Genomic DNA, 15,827 nt, shown 5'->3' with positions numbered 1-15,827 from the left:
AGTCGGATGACGTTCGCTTTGTTCCTCACCTACTGTCAGCTGGACTGACCGCAGACGGGTTCGGGTAGCGATTAGGGAGGATTGAATGGGCTGAAATAGTCTCAATCGACCATAAATCAGTCCCCAAACAGCGTGAATGGCCTGAACAGCAATATGTGTTATAGTCGGATAATTCGTATCTGATTCATGGCGCCCCCCGGGATAGATGTGGTCAACGACAGCCTCAGAATGTTCTGTGTGAACGGTAGATATTTCTTCCATCTGCAACTTAATTTGGAACAGGCTTAATACAAGTAAATAGCATCCACAGAATACAAAGATATTCTGACCAGCAAATCGCTCATAAGTCACGATATGCGGTTATGTGGTCAACATACTCTTTTACTGTTCAAAATTTAACTAAAACTATGCCAAACAACGTTTACCTTTTCCAACTAATCATACACAAACAGTAAACTTCTGTCCGCTAACTACTTAACCCCTGCCTAACCTGTGTATACCGCATACCATTATTCTGTCCGGGTAGGAGTATCACGGGAAAGCAGGGGCTGACCCGAGTTGCGAGCGATTAGCGAAAACTATGCCAACTGTATGGTTCCTGCCCGAGCCCATCTATATAGTCAACCAGCCTAACTTCAGGACAACAGGTAGACTGGTAATTATCAGACGCTGTAAACCCCTGAAAGACCAGTAGTTTGTTTGCAATCGATTACTTATTAGTTAAGGAGATAGGGGTATGACTGTACGAATATAGACATCGGTGTGTAGAGTTTTTCCGGTATTTATTGGTCGGTATATAACCGCACAAAAAAGCCACTCCCTGGGGAGCGGCTAAGAATAAATAGTATATGAGCTCGCTTAAAAATCGTAACCTAGTGTCAGGTAAGGAATGGGCTTTCCTACCGACCGGTCCTCAAGTCCCCAGGCGTAGTCGAATTTAACGAAGTACCCAAAAAGCATTGTCCGTACACCGGCTCCGTACCCAATTAGGAAAGGATTCTTAAAGTTCGTTACAATGGCCCGGAATGGGATGCTTCCACCACCAACTACTTCCGTATTCAGGCTGTTTTGCTTACTGAAAGGACCACTTCCACTCCAGGCAGTACCAATGTCGGTAAAGGCAACCAGCTGAAGATTACGCAGGAAATTAGAGGTTATGTTGCCCCGATACAGGTAGCGAATCAGGGGGAGTCTAAGTTCCGCGTTGAAAAGCATGTAGCTATTTCCGGTCAGTTTCCCCTGCCGGAAGCCCCGCAAGGGAGCAGCAAAATCAAGAAAGAACACATCCCGATAGTCGTAGGGAATCTCATTCTGCGTCGTGTTGGGAATCAATAGCGGATTAGAAGCGACCTGTTCTTTTGTGTTTGTACCAATCCAGTTCTCCATGCCGCCCAGTGTACTCCGCTTGGGCGCCGGCCCACCCGACTGGCTGAAGGCGAATCGCGTGGCCAGCACCAGGTCACGATGTATTTTCTGGTAATGCCTCAGGTCGAGCGACAGCCGGCGAAAGCTTTCCGACGAACTCCGTAAACCCGCGTATTCTTCAAACCGGAGTTTCATTCGGGTGCCCATCACCATGTTCATACCATTTACTTTGGTATTGTCGAAAACGTATTCTCCCCGCAAACCCGCATAATCAGAAGCCCGGTCCGGCTCACTGAACGAGGACAGGTCTATCAGCCGGGTGATGGCGTAGAAGGGAGATACGGTGAAACGGCTGTTGACCGAGACGGGGTACGATGCCGATACGGCAACCCGGTTGTACCGGTACTTCTGCAACATCCCCGCCCCATCCAGAAACAGGGTCTGACGGTCGGCACGGGCACCGTAGTCGATTCGGTGGGTCAGGTTCGTGTACTCGGCAAACAAGTCGCTGTTTTTGAGGGTATTGGTCAGGCTGACGAAGCCCCCGGCCCGAAGAACGTGGTTTTCCAGCAAGTCGGTCATTGTCACTTCCTGTGCGTAACCAAATCCTTTAATGGGGTCGACTCGCCAGTTAGACGGGGCCTCGTTGATGCCAAACGTACCTTTATAGTCATACGGCCCCCTGATGGTAATTGTTTCCCGACGGCGGTTGCGTGGCAATGGCGTAGTTAGCGTGGGCGTAACACCCGCTACCGAACGACGCTGCCGGTTCTCGACCGCCTTGAGCACATCGGGGTCAAACTGGTAATTATCGGTATCCACTTCTCCCGGCTCCAGCGTGATTTTGGGTGTCGCGTCCGGCTGTGCGTCGGTGTTTGGGGTACTAGTAGCCGCACTCGAATCCCTGCCGGATTGGGCAGTTGTATCGGTCATGGCCTGCGCAGTACGCCGGGTAGTGGTCCGATTGGTAGTCAGCGCTCTCTGCGTTGGTGGTGTCTGAAGCGTCTGAGTAAGATTGATTTGCGACCGGAATCCGATAAACTCATCACCGTTTTTCAAACTGCTGTACACAAATCCGCCGTTTGCCGGGTTGAGGTCGTACAGATGAATACTCTGCGGAAAAGCCGTTAGCTGAGTAACCGATTTGGTTTCGGTTGCGAGTCGATAAAGATTCCGGATACCGTTTACATCATTGAGGAAGTAGATGGTCGACTCTCCCGCTGGTATTGGCTGGGTGGCGTGAGCCAGTGAATCCGTCAACTGAACCACCGACAAATTACGGGCACTTCCTTCATGCGTAAACAGCATCAGGTCATCGCTGACACTTTTGTAATTTCCCTTGTCCACACCCAATGTATCGGCCCGCCGGTTGGAGCTGAACACAACCTGCTGGGCCGTACGACCGATGAAGGCCGGGTACAGGTCATCGTACAGGTCGTTGGTCAGTTGCTGGTAAGAACCCCGGTTAATGCTGTACAGAAACAGGTCGTTCTGTCCGTTGCGGTCGGCACTCAAAATCAGGCTGCCTCCATCTTCTGACGCATCCATCCAGATAACCTGCGAAAGGCCATTGACGGGTCGTTTGAACTGGCGTTTCGCCTTTTTCTCAAACCCATCGAACTGATACAGATTGGTTTGCCCCAACTCATCAGTAATAACGAGCAGGTTATTGTCTTTCTGCCAGGCCAGCAACGGTGTACTGGCGTGTGTTTCGACCCCGTCCAGCCGATAGCCTCCCGACAAGACAGTTGATTTTTTACGATTGGCGGTATTGACTACGTCAACCTGAAACTTACCATCCCGCAGAACAGAGTATGCAATGAACTGCTTGTCGGGACTCAATTTCAGGCTTACCAGCACCGATTTATCATCGGCAGAACCTACTTTTAGTTGAAATTCATCCGTACCCGCCTGATAAGACTGACCAACGCTGGTAGCCATATTGGCGTAGTACTCCCGCCATTCGCGCAGAAACCGGTTGTACGGAACGCCCAGCGTACTGGAAATGCTGCTCTGCTCGTTCCGGATGATGCGCGTTAGATTCAGGATATTTGAAATATTATCCCGACCGTATCGCTGAACAATATAATTCCAAATGGAATGACCGACCAGTTCCGCATCGGTGCCATTGAGTAATGACGGTTTTTTGACGGGGCGGGTCACGGACACATCCCGCATATAGTCATCCAGTTCCAGACTGTTTCCACCAGCAATGTACGAAGCAATGCCCGGCATAAACCAGTCGGGTAGTGTCAGCAGGAGTGAACTCTGGAGAGCATCCTTCAGGCTTCCGCCATACAGCATGTCATAGACGAACAGCATGGCAATATCGTGGATAATCTGCTTCCGAAAGCTAATCTGGTCGCCGGTGAAGGCCAGCTCTACCCGAGATTTGGACAGGTTCTGTTCCCGGCTATTCAATCCGCTCTGCGCATTGAGGCCAATGTTACTCTGGGTGAGTTCGGCGGGGGAGTTAAACAGGAAAATTTTCACCCGGCTGTAGGGGGTGTAGCCCAGCAGTTCGGTAATCCGGTCGAATTCCGATTCGGCGTACTGGGCCGTCAGGTTAGCAATCTGGCGGCCATCCTGGTAGTAGTAAATCTCGAAGTTTGAGGTGCGGATTATTTTCCACTCAAAATTCCGGTACTGAATCCGGTTTTTCCCGAACCGTTCCAGCGACGGGTAGTTTTGTGCCGTAGCCACGCTCAACCCACCCAGCCACAGGCTCAACAGTATTATGTATCGATTTCGCATAACAGGACAATGACCAAAACGCCGTTACCAGGCACAGCCTTGTACAGCGCGTTTAACGAATGAATATGACCTAAAAACCTGGAATTTCCAATGTACTACGCTGGCTCGTCCAAATCGTGTAATAATAACGAATCATAGCGGCTAATATTCGCTTCCGGCTCCAAATCTTCACCATCCAGCAGGTGCCGGGAAAACTGCTCGGCCAGATACGGAGCCAGCGATACGCCTTTGGTGCCCATCCCCCCAAAAACACCAGCGGTTGCCCGGGCAGGATGCAGCCCAATAAATGGTCTCCTGTCTTTGGTTGATGGGCGGATACCCGCCTGCTGGGCAACAATCTCGAAAGGTACTTTCAGGATATCCCGCACTTTCGTTTCCAGGAATGTACGCCCTTCCCCGGTTGTTTTCCAGTCGATGTCGTGCCAGCTGTACGTAGCCCCGATTTTTACCAATCCATCCCGAATGGGTAAGATAAAGAGGCCTTGATTTACGATGGAAGTGATGGCGTAATCGGGCACTACTGCCGTTATAATCTCCCCTTTCACGGGGTTGTAGGGAAGCCAGTTGAACAGTGAATTTTCGCCTAACTGTGCGCCGTCGCAAAAAATAACTTTTTTTGCCGATATACCCTGCCACTCCACTTTTCCATCGCTGAACACCAATTCATTAATCTTTACGCTGATGTCGGCATACTGGTTTTTCTGAATGAAATAGCCTTTTATGATTCGGATGAATTCATTGACATCCAGCCACCCGGCCTGGGTCACCTCAAGCCCCCCGAACGGGTTATTGATGAATTGGTCGTATAACGCATGATTGACAGCATTTGCTATGTATGGCTGTATGGCCGGGTTGTCCGTCAGGGATTCGTAGGCCGTTTTCTCCGCCATCGACCGGAAGGGGCGGTAGATGGTTTTGGGGTGAAAAAACCGAACGTTAAGTGTCTGTTCGATGTGCCGGTAAAACTGGTGCAGAAACGGAAACAGCTCATCGGCCTTCCAGGTGCGCACCAGTTTGCGCCCCGTAAGCGGATTAACGATACCAGCCGCCACCGCCGAAGCCGACGGTCGGGCAGGGTCATTGACCAGGATTACCGAGCATCCCCGCTGGTCGAGCGTCCAGGCCAGTATGGACCCGGCCACACCCTGGCCCACAATCAGAAAGTCGGCAGTCATAGGCAATCAATTGACTGGATTAGCGGCTTTTTTGTGGCTGTTGCGATGGATTTCCACCAATCGCCGGTCGGCCAGTTCGAGCACCCAGTCCACCTGTTCTTCAATGGTCATGTGCGACGTATCCAGCAGCGTAGCATCGGGGGCCTGCACCAGGGGGCTTTCAGAACGGGTCGTGTCGATAAGGTCACGCTTTTCGAGATTGTTAATGATATCCTGAAGATTTATCATTTCCCCTTTTACGAGTAGTTCCTGCTGTCGGCGTTTGGCACGGGTATACGTATCGGCAGTCATAAAAACCTTTACTTCAGCATCGGGAAAAACTTTCGTACCAATATCCCGGCCATCCATAACGACCCCCCGCCTTCGCCCCATTTTCTGTTGCTGAGCGACCAGGGCCCAGCGTACTTCGGGAATAGCACTTACCTCGCTCACAATGTTGGAGATGTACATCTTCCGAATCTCCTCCTCCACGTTCAAGCCGTTCAGGCAGGTTTCGTTGCGGTCTGTCCGGTTGTTGTGTTTAAAGGAAATATGAATTTTTTCGAGGGCTTCGTTCACTTCTTTCGAGCTGGAAAGTGACACCCGTTCCCGGATAAAAAACAGGCTAACGGCCCGGTACATAGCACCCGTATCGATATACCCATACCCTAAACGGGCAGCTACTGCCTTAGCGGTGGTACTTTTTCCGCAACTGGAATAGCCATCAATGGCAATAACTATTTTCGGCATAACAGACGAGTCCGCCGAAGCGGTAATGAGTTGACAAAATAACCAAAAAATAGCCTATAGTTGGGCTTTTTCGGATAACAATACCTGAAAATAAGCAGGCAGCCAGCCCGCTAAGGCGTACTGGTGGATGACTTCAATTCCCGATGTTCGGCCCGGAGAATGGCATACACATATTCATCTAAATACTGATTATTTTTCACGGCGGCTTTCCGGTGAATAGCCTCCTGCTGGTACCCGGCGCTGGTCAGTACGCGCATGGAAGCGGTGTTTCCTTCCAGCACGCAGGCGAAAATGCGGTTTACCTGAAAATTGGCAAAAATGTAGTCCGTCATAATCGGTATCGCTTCCGTCATAATACCCCGACCCCAGTATTCCTCGCCAACCCAATAGCCGATTTCGGCATTATACCGGTAAATATCGTCTTTAACGGTAAAGCCGATATTCCCCACCGCCTTCCCATCCACCTCCACAGCCAGATTATTCGGCTGCTGGTACGACTTATTGGAACGCACCCACGAATGTGCATCGCGGGGCGTGTACGGGTATGGAAAAAAGTCGCGCACATTATTCCAGATTTGCCGGTTACTGGCATGCCGAACTAATGATTCTTCGTCGCCCTCGCGCCAGGGACGTAGCTGACCGACAGAAAGAGAAAAACAAACCAAGGTAGTAGTCAAAAGGCAAAGCGTTCACAAGTCACTAACAAATGACACGGCCAACTGTTAGCCAGGAACGGAGTTATTTATGAGGCTCAAGTTGCATCCGGTTTGTCAATTCTACAAATAACTTCATCCGGCTCCTGTGCCGGTTTACCCTGTGCCAACCGCATTCATCGAGAAAACGAGTTGCCCTCCTGTAGGGCGCGTTGGTTTTGACCCAGTCAATTAGTCAAAAACGATCGCCATACCCGAAAATAGTCTGTACCTTTCTAACCCCTGCCCTACCCTTCCAGAACTAGCCCAGGTGATGCACAGGAGGGGCAACATTAACCAGGTGCCACAAGTAAATGACCAGGCTACAACCATCTTCCCGCATAGAGCATCATAAATGGCTTCTTTGTGTTATTTTGCCGTTTTAGTCTGCCTATACAATGAGTAAGAAAAAAAGTAGTGGTGTTGTTTACTCCACCGATCCTAACTTTCAGTACCAATTCAATGAGGAGCCTGAAGCGCAAACGCTGCTCCCTGCCCAGCAGAATCTTAAAATCTGGGTGCTGAAACTGGGCGGCAATAAAGTGGTAACCGCCATTCGGGAGTTTGTTGGCACCAACGCCGATTTAACGGAACTGGCGAAACAACTCAAAACCGTTTGCGGAGCGGGTGGCTCCGGTAAAGATGGCGAAATCCTGATTCAGGGTGATCACCGCGACAAGGTGCTGACCTGGCTTGTTGGCAAGGGATACAAAGCCAAAAAAGCGGGTGGCTAATCCGCAAACAGGCGTTGGCCAGTTGGTCGTGTAAACCCTTGCGCCAATCAGGGAGTTATTCCTCCATACGCGCAGTTTGGCACGTTGTTCTTACCAACTTACCTAACCAGTTATGGCAGACAGTACAAAAACCGCCCTCATTACCGGCGGCACAAAAGGCATCGGCTACGGTATTGCCGAAGCTCTCATCAATCAGGGAATCAAGGTAGCAATCACAAGCCGGTCATCCGTAGCGGCAGAACTGGCGGCCAAAAAACTAAACGAAATTAAACCCGGCTACGCACTGGGTATGGCGGCTGATGTACGTGATCTTACCTCGCAGCAAAAAGTAGTAGAGAGCATAATGAGCCAGTGGGGTCAGCTCGATTACGTCATTGCCAACGCGGGCGTGGGCCATTTTGCCTCTATTCAGGAACTTACCCCTGAGCAATGGCAGGAAACCATCGACATCAACCTGACGGGCGTTTTCTACACGGCAAAAGCCACGCTGGACGCGCTGAAAAAAACGGAAGGCTATTTCATCACTATTGCCAGTTTGGCCGGTACCAACTTCTTCGAGAAAGGATCGGCTTACAACGCCAGCAAATTTGGACTGGTTGGCTTTACGCAGGCCATCATGCTCGATTTACGGAGTGAAGGCATCAAAGTGACCACTATCATGCCCGGCTCGGTAGCCACGCATTTCAACGACCATGAGCCCAGCGAAAAAGACGCCTGGAAAATACAGCCGGAAGACATTGGCGAGCTGGTGTGTGACCTTATTAAAATGAATCCGCGTACCCTGCCCAGTAAAATTGAAGTTCGCCCCACGCGTCCCGGCGGTAAATAACCTTTTCTATATGAAGGCCTGGAATTACGGCTGCTGAAGTAGTTTCAGGCCTTCTTCATTACCCTGCTGAAGGGCCAGATCAATCGCACTCAATCCGCGTAGGTCCACAAGGCTACGGTCGGCTCCGTAGTCGAGCAGGAGTTTTACCAGCTGGTTTCGGCCAAACATTGTAGCAAACATGAGTGCCGTACCCCCATTGCCATTGCGCTGATCTACCTCCGCGCCTTTTTCAAGTAAAAGCCGGGCAACCTCGGGGTAGCCCTTGAACGATACGCCCATAAGTGCCGTGTTTCCGCTGTCGTCCTGCATGTTCGGATCAGCATTGGCCTCCAGCAATACCTGGGTCGCCTGCAACTGTCCATCGTAAGCGGCTATGATCAGGGGCGTATAACCCTTTTCATTCTGCATATTTACATTCAGGCCGCTGGCAATGAGTCGCTGTAGTGAGGCAATATCACCGTTGCGGGCGGCATCGAAGAGCGTAGTTGTTGTTTGACCGAAGTTGGGCGTCATACCGAATGTTACTTGTTCAAAAATGAGAATCGATAAAAAAGCTAAACAAATGAACGTGACTCCTTTGTTCAAAGAAAGGTATTTTGCCGTAGTCCGCGCTTGTTCCCGGGTGGCAGTACAGCTCTAATTAATCGTCGGCCGGTTGATTTGCGTGTTCAGTCACCAACTTCCTGCTATCAAAACGAGCTGCCAATCGTTTACCCTGTACATCTTAGTTTCTTTCAACATGCTTGTAGAATTGTATACGGCTCCGGCCACTAATTCATCGGAGGTTGCAGAGTCCCCAATTTCCAGTACATCGGGCGAATTACCGGAGCAGGAGCCCACGCTCGAGCTGGGCGATCTGCTGGGTAGTTTCGATTCGCGGGAAGAAGCCATTTCCTCGGTCGAACGGACGGGTAAAGAAGCGAATCAATCGGTGATTGATAGCACCGTTTCGCCTTTCAACGATTACACACACGTCGAGCTGCTAACCGTTACTGTCCAGAACCGGGATCAGTCCACGCATACGAAATTGTATTACCTGGTTACAGACGAAGGGTATTAGCGACGCTACACACTGCCGCAATGACGGATAAAACATGATTTTTGACGCGATTGTCGTGGGGCTGGGGGCTGTGGGAAGTGCTGCCATCTACCAGCTATCAAAACAAACCCCGAACGTACTGGGACTCGATCAGTTTGCTCCTCCTCACACGCTTGGGTCAACCCACGGGGACACCCGGATAACGCGACAAGCCATTGGCGAGGGAACGCATTTCATTCCGCTGGCCCTACGCTCTTACCAAATCTGGCGGGAACTCGAAAAACAGTCGGCCGAGCCATTACTGACCATTACCGGCGGCTTATTCGTAGGCCAGCAAAACTCCGCGGTACAAACCCGTAACAAAACAGGATGGCTCAATACAACGATTCAGGCCGCCGGGCAGTTTGGCATCCCCCACCGCATACTTGATTTACCAGCACTTCGGCAGGAATTTTCTCAGTTTCAGTTTCGCCCGAATGACGTGGGGTATTACGAACCGGAAGCGGGATTCCTACAGCCAGAACGCTGTGTTTCCGTCCAGCTTGAGCAGGCCCGCAAAAATGGGGCAACCGTCCGCACGAACGAACGGATGCTGTCTTTCCAATCGATCGAAGCAGGTATTACCATCCAGACAGATCGGGCTGTCTACCACACCCGAAAACTGATTCTTACCACCGGCGCATGGCTGACGGAATCACTCCGGGGCACACCGTATGCCGATTTACTTCGAGTGTATCGGCAAGTTCTGTACTGGTTTGACATTCAGAACGACTATGCGCAGTACACCCCCGATAAGATGCCCGTTTTCATCTTTAGTGATCGGGATGTATATGGATTCCCGGCGGTAAATGGGCCAGACGGGGGGATTAAACTGGCAACAGAAACCTACGAACATACAACCTTACCCCACGCTGTTGATCGCACGGTCAGCCAGATAGAAACGCAATTGATGTACGACCAATTTGTAGCCCCTGTGCTACGCGGTATCAGCTCAGCGTGTGTTAAATCGGCCGTTTGCTTGTACACCATGACGCCCAACGGGGACTTTATCATCGATCAGCACCCTGCATACCCCGATGTATTACTGGCATCGGCCTGTTCAGGTCATGGTTTCAAACACTCCGCAGCCGTGGGTCAGATACTGGCTGAATTAGCCCTGACCGGACGGACTGAGTTCGATACCAAACCCTTCCAGTTAGCCAGCTTCTCTACCTTTTTATGAGTACAAAGTCAGGAAGGACTAAAACCGGTTCTCATTCCGTCGCCTTCCTACTAAACGGATCACGAAAAATAAAATCGATGGATAGGTAAAGGGTATATTGTATTTTCTGGTTGGTGGCATCCCATGTAAATTGATTCATTAAGCCAGTATCCACCCAAAGATCAGGTTTTGGCAACAGGTGTCGAACAAACAGAGCAAGCCGGTCTTCCGTAAGTCGGTAACCACTCCACCGGGATTCAATAGCGAGCGGTACAGTAGGCTTGTCAATCACACTTAACACTTCGTTAGCGACTACAAATTGGGTGGTCTGAGCGGTGTTTAATGGAACGGAAAGCTGAGATTTTAATCGCAGGCGAACCTGTAAAGGGGTCGTCCAATCCCGCCAGTCCGCCGTATAGAACCGACGATATTCAGGGCGAAACGAGTGCGCCCAACTTATTTTCCCCTGCTTATGTCGAAAGAAGAACCGGGCATAGGTGCGTAATTCCTGGCGAATTCCGGGATTTCTAAGTGCGTAGGGCGCTTCTTTCTCATATAGTGATTGAGAGCGGATGCTACCCGCCAAAACGGCCTGCCAGTAAGGAGTAAACTGATAGCTCACCTCCTGGTTTATCACCGAAATAGCTGGCTTATCCAGGAGGTTGTAATCCCCAAAGCTGCTCTGCGTTGACGTACCCACGTAGGTAGCCAGCGCCAATTTGGAATTGATTGCCTGGGTAAAGCCAAGAGCTACCCAACCTGCTACCCGACTGCCTTCAAGACCTGGTGGTGTAATTTGGGCGGTACTTTCGTTGCTTAGTGTAGTTACTAAAATCGCTAGCCACAAAAAGCGTATCAGAACGCTCCCTGGCATCACCTGACAACTAAATCGGATGCCGCGTAGCAGGTTGATTACAAGTCGAAAACGGCTCACTTTTCTCTATTTTCAATCAAACAAAAATAGAGAATGTTACGTAATTGTTAAGAAAATTCCTCCCTTCTCTTAGTAAATGCGTGCTGGTAGAAACAGGCCCGTAAAGCCCAACAAATTACAGCAATGACCGTTGGCTCAATCCATCCATAAATAGGTCAGAATCAAGCAATCAGAATCGATTTTATTTCCCCATTTTTGCTCCCGGTCTCTATCGGCAACGTACGCCGAAAACATCCGTAGCTAATCAAACACCCTTTCCATGAAAAATCAATCAGTCCGGCACTTGTTTCTGGCAATGTGTCTGTCCATAAGCGCCCATCAAATGCTGGCAGGGCCAGCTCCGAAAGCGGTTCGTAAATACACCATCGAGCAGTTTATGAAAACCATCCGGTTTGGTGGATCAGATATTTCGCCGGATGAGCAGAACGTGCTATTCAGCAGCAATCAGGATGGCGTATTTAACCTGTATGAAATTCCGTTCAACGGCACAGGCCAGCCAAAACAACTGACTAACTCTAAAACAAACGCCATTTTTGCCATCGGTTACCTGCCCGACGGGCGCATTCTGTACAGCAGCGACCAGGGTGGAAATGAATTGACGCACATTTATTTGCGCGAAAAAGACGGTGCCGTAAAAGATCTTACCCCCGCTCCAAAAGCGAAGTTCCAGTTTGCAGGTCTCAGCCACGACCGAAAAAGTTTTTTCTACCAGTCGAACCAGCGTAGTCCGGCGGCTTTCGATGTGTACGAAATGGACATGGCTACCCTCACGCCTACCCTGCTTTTCGAAAATCCGGGCGGATTTTTCCCCGGCGACGTATCACCCGACAAGCGCTACATCGCACTGGCTAAAACCATCACGACCAGCAATGGAGATGTGTATCTGCACAATACCAAAACCAAAGAAACCAAACTCCTGACAAAACACACCGGAGACGTAAACAATGGTCCCGAAGGCTTCACACCCGATGGCCGGAAGCTCCTCATCTCTACCGATGAAGGAAACCAGTTTTCGTACGTCAAGTCTTACGACCTGGTCACGGGTCAGAGTACTGTTCTCGACAAAGCAGACTGGGATATTTCTGGCGATAACCTGTCGTACAAGGGCCGTTATCGGGTTTTGTCCATTAACAACGATGCCCGCACGGAACTGAAAATCATTGACACCCGAACCAATCAGGCTATCAAGATGCCCGCCTTACCGGGTGGCGATATCAACGGCGTAAACATTACCGACAGCGAAGGCCGCATGACTTTTTTTGTCAACAGTTCTAACTCGCCCGCTACCCTGTATTCGTACGATTTCAAATCTGGTAAGGCCACTCCATTAGTACGCGGCCTGAATCCTGAAATCGACGCTGCCGATCTGGTTTCGGGTGAGGTGATTCGGTACAAATCGTTTGATGGCATGGAGATACCCGCCCTGCTTTTCAAACCCAAAGACGCACGGGCGGGTGATAAGCTCCCAGCCATTCTATCCATTCATGGTGGCCCCGGCGGGCAGACCCGGCTCAACTACTCCCCGCTCGTTCAATACCTGGTCAACAACGGTTATGTGGTGATGGCGGTGAATAACCGGGGCAGTTCGGGCTATGGCAAAACGTTTTATGCCGCCGATGACCGTAAGCATGGCGATGCCGACCTGAAAGACTGCGTTGAATCGAAGAAGTTCCTGGCCGCAACCGGTTACGTCGACCCGGTCAAAATCGGTATTATGGGCGGGTCGTACGGCGGTTACATGACGCTGGCCGGGTTGACCTTTACGCCCGACGAATTCGCAGTAGGGGTCGATATTTTCGGGGTAGCCAACTGGTTGCGCACGCTGAACAGTATGCCCGAATGGTGGGGTCCGCAGCGCGAGGCTATGTTTAAGGAAATCGGCCATCCCAAAACGGACTCGGTGGCGCTCTACAATAAGTCGCCGTTGTTTCATACGGAGCGCATCAAAAAGCCATTGCTAGTCATTCAGGGAGCCAATGACCCACGGGTGCTGAAAATTGAATCAGACGAAATTGTGGCGAATGTGAAGAAAAACGGCGTACCGGTCGAGTACGTCACCTTCCCGGATGAAGGACACGGTTTTGTGAAGAAAGAAAACGAGATAACGGCCTACAAAGCGGTGAAAGAATTTCTGGATAAATACCTGCGCGGGCCGGGACAGTAGCCCAGTCGAAGTAGACGAACAGCGACCAAATCCTGCAAACGCCAATCCTTTTCGCTATTTTTGCGGCCTTATTAACGGGTCAACTCGCTGATTGACCGACTTGGTACCACTTTTATGCTCCTGAGCGAACAAGAAATAAACCGCCGACAAAAGCGCGAAGAACTTATGCGGATGGGCATTGACCCCTACCCCGCTGCCCTGGTTGATGTAAATACCACCATTGCCGACATCAAAGCCCGGTTTCTGCCCGACCCCGAATCGACGGTGGAACCCGAAATGAACCTCTCCGACGATGCCCGCTGGGGCAACGTTCAACTAGCAGGCAGGCTCATGGGCTTTCGAATTATGGGTAGTGCCTCTTTTGCCGAAATGCAGGACGCTACCGGGCGGATGCAACTCTATTTCCGGCGTGATGACCTTTGCCCCGGAGAAGACAAAACCCTCTATAATACCGTCTTCAAAAAACTGCTGGATATTGGTGATATCATCGGCATTCGGGGTTACGTATTCTCGACCAAAACCGGCGAACTCTCGGTTTATGTCAATGAATTCACAATCCTGAACAAAGCGCTGCGTCCCCTTCCGGTGGTGAAAGAAGTGATGAATGAGCGGGGGGAGAAAGAAACGTACGATGCCTTTACGGACCCCGAACAACGGTACCGCCAGCGCTACGTCGACCTGATTGTAAATCCTCACGTACGCGATGTGTTCGTCAAACGGACGAAGCTGGTGAACTCTATTCGTTCTTTTTTGAGTCAGAAAGGGTATCTGGAAGTCGAAACACCCATTTTGCAGCCTATTCACGGGGGAGCTACCGCCCGGCCATTCCGCACCCATCATAACTCGCTCGACATGACGCTTTACATGCGGATTGCCAACGAGCTGTACCTGAAGCGGTTAATTGTGGGTGGTTACGATGGTGTTTTCGAGTTTGCCAAAGATTTCCGTAACGAGGGAATGGACCGTACGCACAACCCGGAGTTTACGCAGGTTGAGTTCTATGTAGCCTACAAGGATTACCTCTGGATGATGGATACTATTGAAGAAATGGTGGAAAAGGTAGCGCTGGACGTGGCCGGAACAACCAAAGTAACGGTGGGCGAAAACGTCATTGATTTCAAGCGTCCCTGGAAACGCATGACCATGTTCGAAGCCATTCAGGCTTACACGGGTGTCAATGTGTCAAACATGCAGGAAGCCGAACTACGGCAGGTAGCCGAAAGTCGGGGCATTAAAGTGGATAGTACGATGGGCAAATCGAAACTGATCGACGAATTGTTCGGTGATGCCTGCGAACCCAACCTGATTCAGCCGACGTTTATCACCGATTATCCGGTTGAGATGTCGCCGTTAACCAAAAAGCACCGGAGCAAACCGGGTTTGGTGGAACGCTTTGAAGCCATCTGCAACGGGAAAGAGATAGCCAACGCCTACTCTGAGTTGAACGACCCACTCGACCAGCGCGAACGCTTTGAAGACCAACTGCGCCTGGCTGAACGGGGTGATGAGGAAGCCATGATGCTGGACGAAGATTTTCTGCGCGCTCTCGAATACGGGATGCCTCCAACGGCGGGTGTAGGACTGGGTATTGACCGGCTTGCCATGATTATGACCAACCAGCCGTCTATTCAGGATGTGTTGTTTTTTCCTCAGATGCGCCCCGAAAAGAAAGTGGAGCAGTCGCAGGAGAGCGATTTTGTAACGGCTGGCGTTCCTGTTGAATGGGTTCCGGCGCTGCAAAAACTAAATTTCATGACGGTTGACCAGTTGCAGGCTGCTAACCCGAATAAACTGTTCAACGATTTGGGCGGTGTTCGTAAAAAGCTGAAAATGGACGTACCCATGCCTACGCTTGAGCAGGTGCGGAGCTGGACGGAAAACTAAACGACAAAAGCCCCACTTAAAAACTAAGTGGGGTACTTATTCCGTACGTAAACACTGGAGGGTAAATTAATCGGCTATTTTCTGAACCTTTACGGCATTGAGACCTTTATTGCCGTCGACCACTTCAAACTGTACCCGGTCTTTTTCCCGAATAGTGAGACCGTTCAGGCCGGTAACGTGAACGAAAATATCTCTACTGGTACCATCTTCAACAATAAACCCGTACCCTTTACTCTCGTTGAAAAACTTAACTTCACCCGTTTGCATAAAACCTAAACAATTAAAAAATTAAACATTTCAAGGGTCAGTTCTTAACAAAGAATAAGA

The 15,827-nt window shown here is 50.4% G+C and carries 13 protein-coding genes; 6 read left to right on the top strand and 7 right to left on the bottom strand.

Annotated features, from left to right (window positions below):
• Nucleotides 1–858: 858 nt before the first annotated feature.
• The 4 genes from B156_RS0127755 to B156_RS0127740 all read right to left on the bottom strand — a co-directional run bounded on the left by B156_RS0127755 (nt 859) and on the right by B156_RS0127740 (nt 6,700).
• On the bottom strand, nt 859–4,119 hold the full coding sequence (locus B156_RS0127755) for a hypothetical protein (protein WP_026261108.1): 3,261 nt from the start codon (nt 4,117–4,119) through the stop codon (nt 859–861).
• Nucleotides 4,120–4,214: 95 nt separating this feature from the next.
• The gene (locus B156_RS0127750; RefSeq protein WP_018623076.1) at nt 4,215–5,294 is read right to left on the bottom strand and encodes an NAD(P)/FAD-dependent oxidoreductase; all 1,080 of its coding nucleotides are present in this window, start codon (nt 5,292–5,294) and stop codon (nt 4,215–4,217) included.
• A gap of 6 nt (nt 5,295–5,300) precedes the next feature.
• Nucleotides 5,301–6,023 carry a (d)CMP kinase gene (gene cmk / locus B156_RS0127745; RefSeq protein ID WP_018623075.1) on the bottom strand — a complete coding sequence of 241 codons (723 nt, stop codon included), beginning with the start codon at nt 6,021–6,023 and terminating at the stop codon, nt 5,301–5,303.
• A 110-nt stretch (nt 6,024–6,133) separates the two neighbouring features.
• Nucleotides 6,134–6,700: a GNAT family N-acetyltransferase gene (locus B156_RS0127740; protein WP_245563870.1), complete on the bottom strand. Its 567-nt coding sequence runs from the start codon at nt 6,698–6,700 to the stop codon at nt 6,134–6,136.
• Nucleotides 6,701–7,113: 413 nt separating this feature from the next.
• Here B156_RS0127740 and B156_RS0127735 point away from each other — a divergent pair, with 413 nt between their 5' ends.
• Together B156_RS0127735 and B156_RS0127730 are read left to right on the top strand one after the other, a co-directional pair.
• Nucleotides 7,114–7,449 carry a translation initiation factor gene (locus B156_RS0127735; protein ID WP_018623073.1) on the top strand — a complete coding sequence of 112 codons (336 nt, stop codon included), beginning with the start codon at nt 7,114–7,116 and terminating at the stop codon, nt 7,447–7,449.
• A 112-nt stretch (nt 7,450–7,561) separates the two neighbouring features.
• Complete coding sequence (locus B156_RS0127730; RefSeq protein ID WP_018623072.1) at nt 7,562–8,278, top strand: SDR family oxidoreductase; 717 nt, start codon at nt 7,562–7,564, stop codon at nt 8,276–8,278.
• Between the two features lie 24 nt (nt 8,279–8,302).
• Here the strand turns inward: B156_RS0127730 and B156_RS0127725 are convergent, their stop codons facing one another.
• A complete protein-coding gene (locus tag B156_RS0127725; protein ID WP_026261106.1) occupies nt 8,303–8,791 on the bottom strand; it encodes an ankyrin repeat domain-containing protein in 489 nt (162 codons plus the stop codon).
• 226 nt (nt 8,792–9,017) lie between these two features.
• Between B156_RS0127725 and B156_RS0127720 the strand changes: the two genes are divergently transcribed.
• Together B156_RS0127720 and solA are read left to right on the top strand one after the other, a co-directional pair.
• Nucleotides 9,018–9,338 carry a hypothetical protein gene (locus tag B156_RS0127720; protein WP_018623070.1) on the top strand — a complete coding sequence of 107 codons (321 nt, stop codon included), beginning with the start codon at nt 9,018–9,020 and terminating at the stop codon, nt 9,336–9,338.
• A gap of 34 nt (nt 9,339–9,372) precedes the next feature.
• Nucleotides 9,373–10,539 (top strand): N-methyl-L-tryptophan oxidase, encoded by a 1,167-nt coding sequence (gene solA / locus B156_RS0127715; RefSeq protein WP_018623069.1) that lies wholly within the window; start codon nt 9,373–9,375, stop codon nt 10,537–10,539.
• A 31-nt stretch (nt 10,540–10,570) separates the two neighbouring features.
• Here solA and B156_RS0127710 read toward each other — a convergent pair whose 3' ends face one another.
• Nucleotides 10,571–11,452, bottom strand: a complete 882-nt coding sequence (locus B156_RS0127710; protein ID WP_157627211.1) for a DUF2490 domain-containing protein — start codon at nt 11,450–11,452, stop codon at nt 10,571–10,573.
• Nucleotides 11,453–11,711: 259 nt separating this feature from the next.
• Here B156_RS0127710 and B156_RS0127705 point away from each other — a divergent pair, with 259 nt between their 5' ends.
• Together B156_RS0127705 and lysS are read left to right on the top strand one after the other, a co-directional pair.
• Entirely contained in the window at nt 11,712–13,616 is a 1,905-nt protein-coding gene (locus B156_RS0127705; protein WP_026261105.1) for a S9 family peptidase, read from the top strand.
• A 114-nt stretch (nt 13,617–13,730) separates the two neighbouring features.
• A complete protein-coding gene (gene lysS, locus B156_RS0127700; RefSeq protein ID WP_018623066.1) occupies nt 13,731–15,500 on the top strand; it encodes a lysine--tRNA ligase in 1,770 nt (589 codons plus the stop codon).
• Nucleotides 15,501–15,566: 66 nt separating this feature from the next.
• Here the strand turns inward: lysS and B156_RS0127695 are convergent, their stop codons facing one another.
• Entirely contained in the window at nt 15,567–15,767 is a 201-nt protein-coding gene (locus tag B156_RS0127695; protein ID WP_018623065.1) for a cold-shock protein, read from the bottom strand.
• Nucleotides 15,768–15,827: the final 60 nt, after the last annotated feature.

The sequence above is a fragment of the Spirosoma luteum DSM 19990 genome (genome assembly GCF_000374065.1).
Lineage (GTDB): Bacteria > Bacteroidota > Bacteroidia > Cytophagales > Spirosomataceae > Spirosoma > Spirosoma luteum.
The sequence above is the reverse complement of the archived record's forward strand: the minus strand, read 5'-3'. Positions and strand labels throughout refer to the sequence as shown.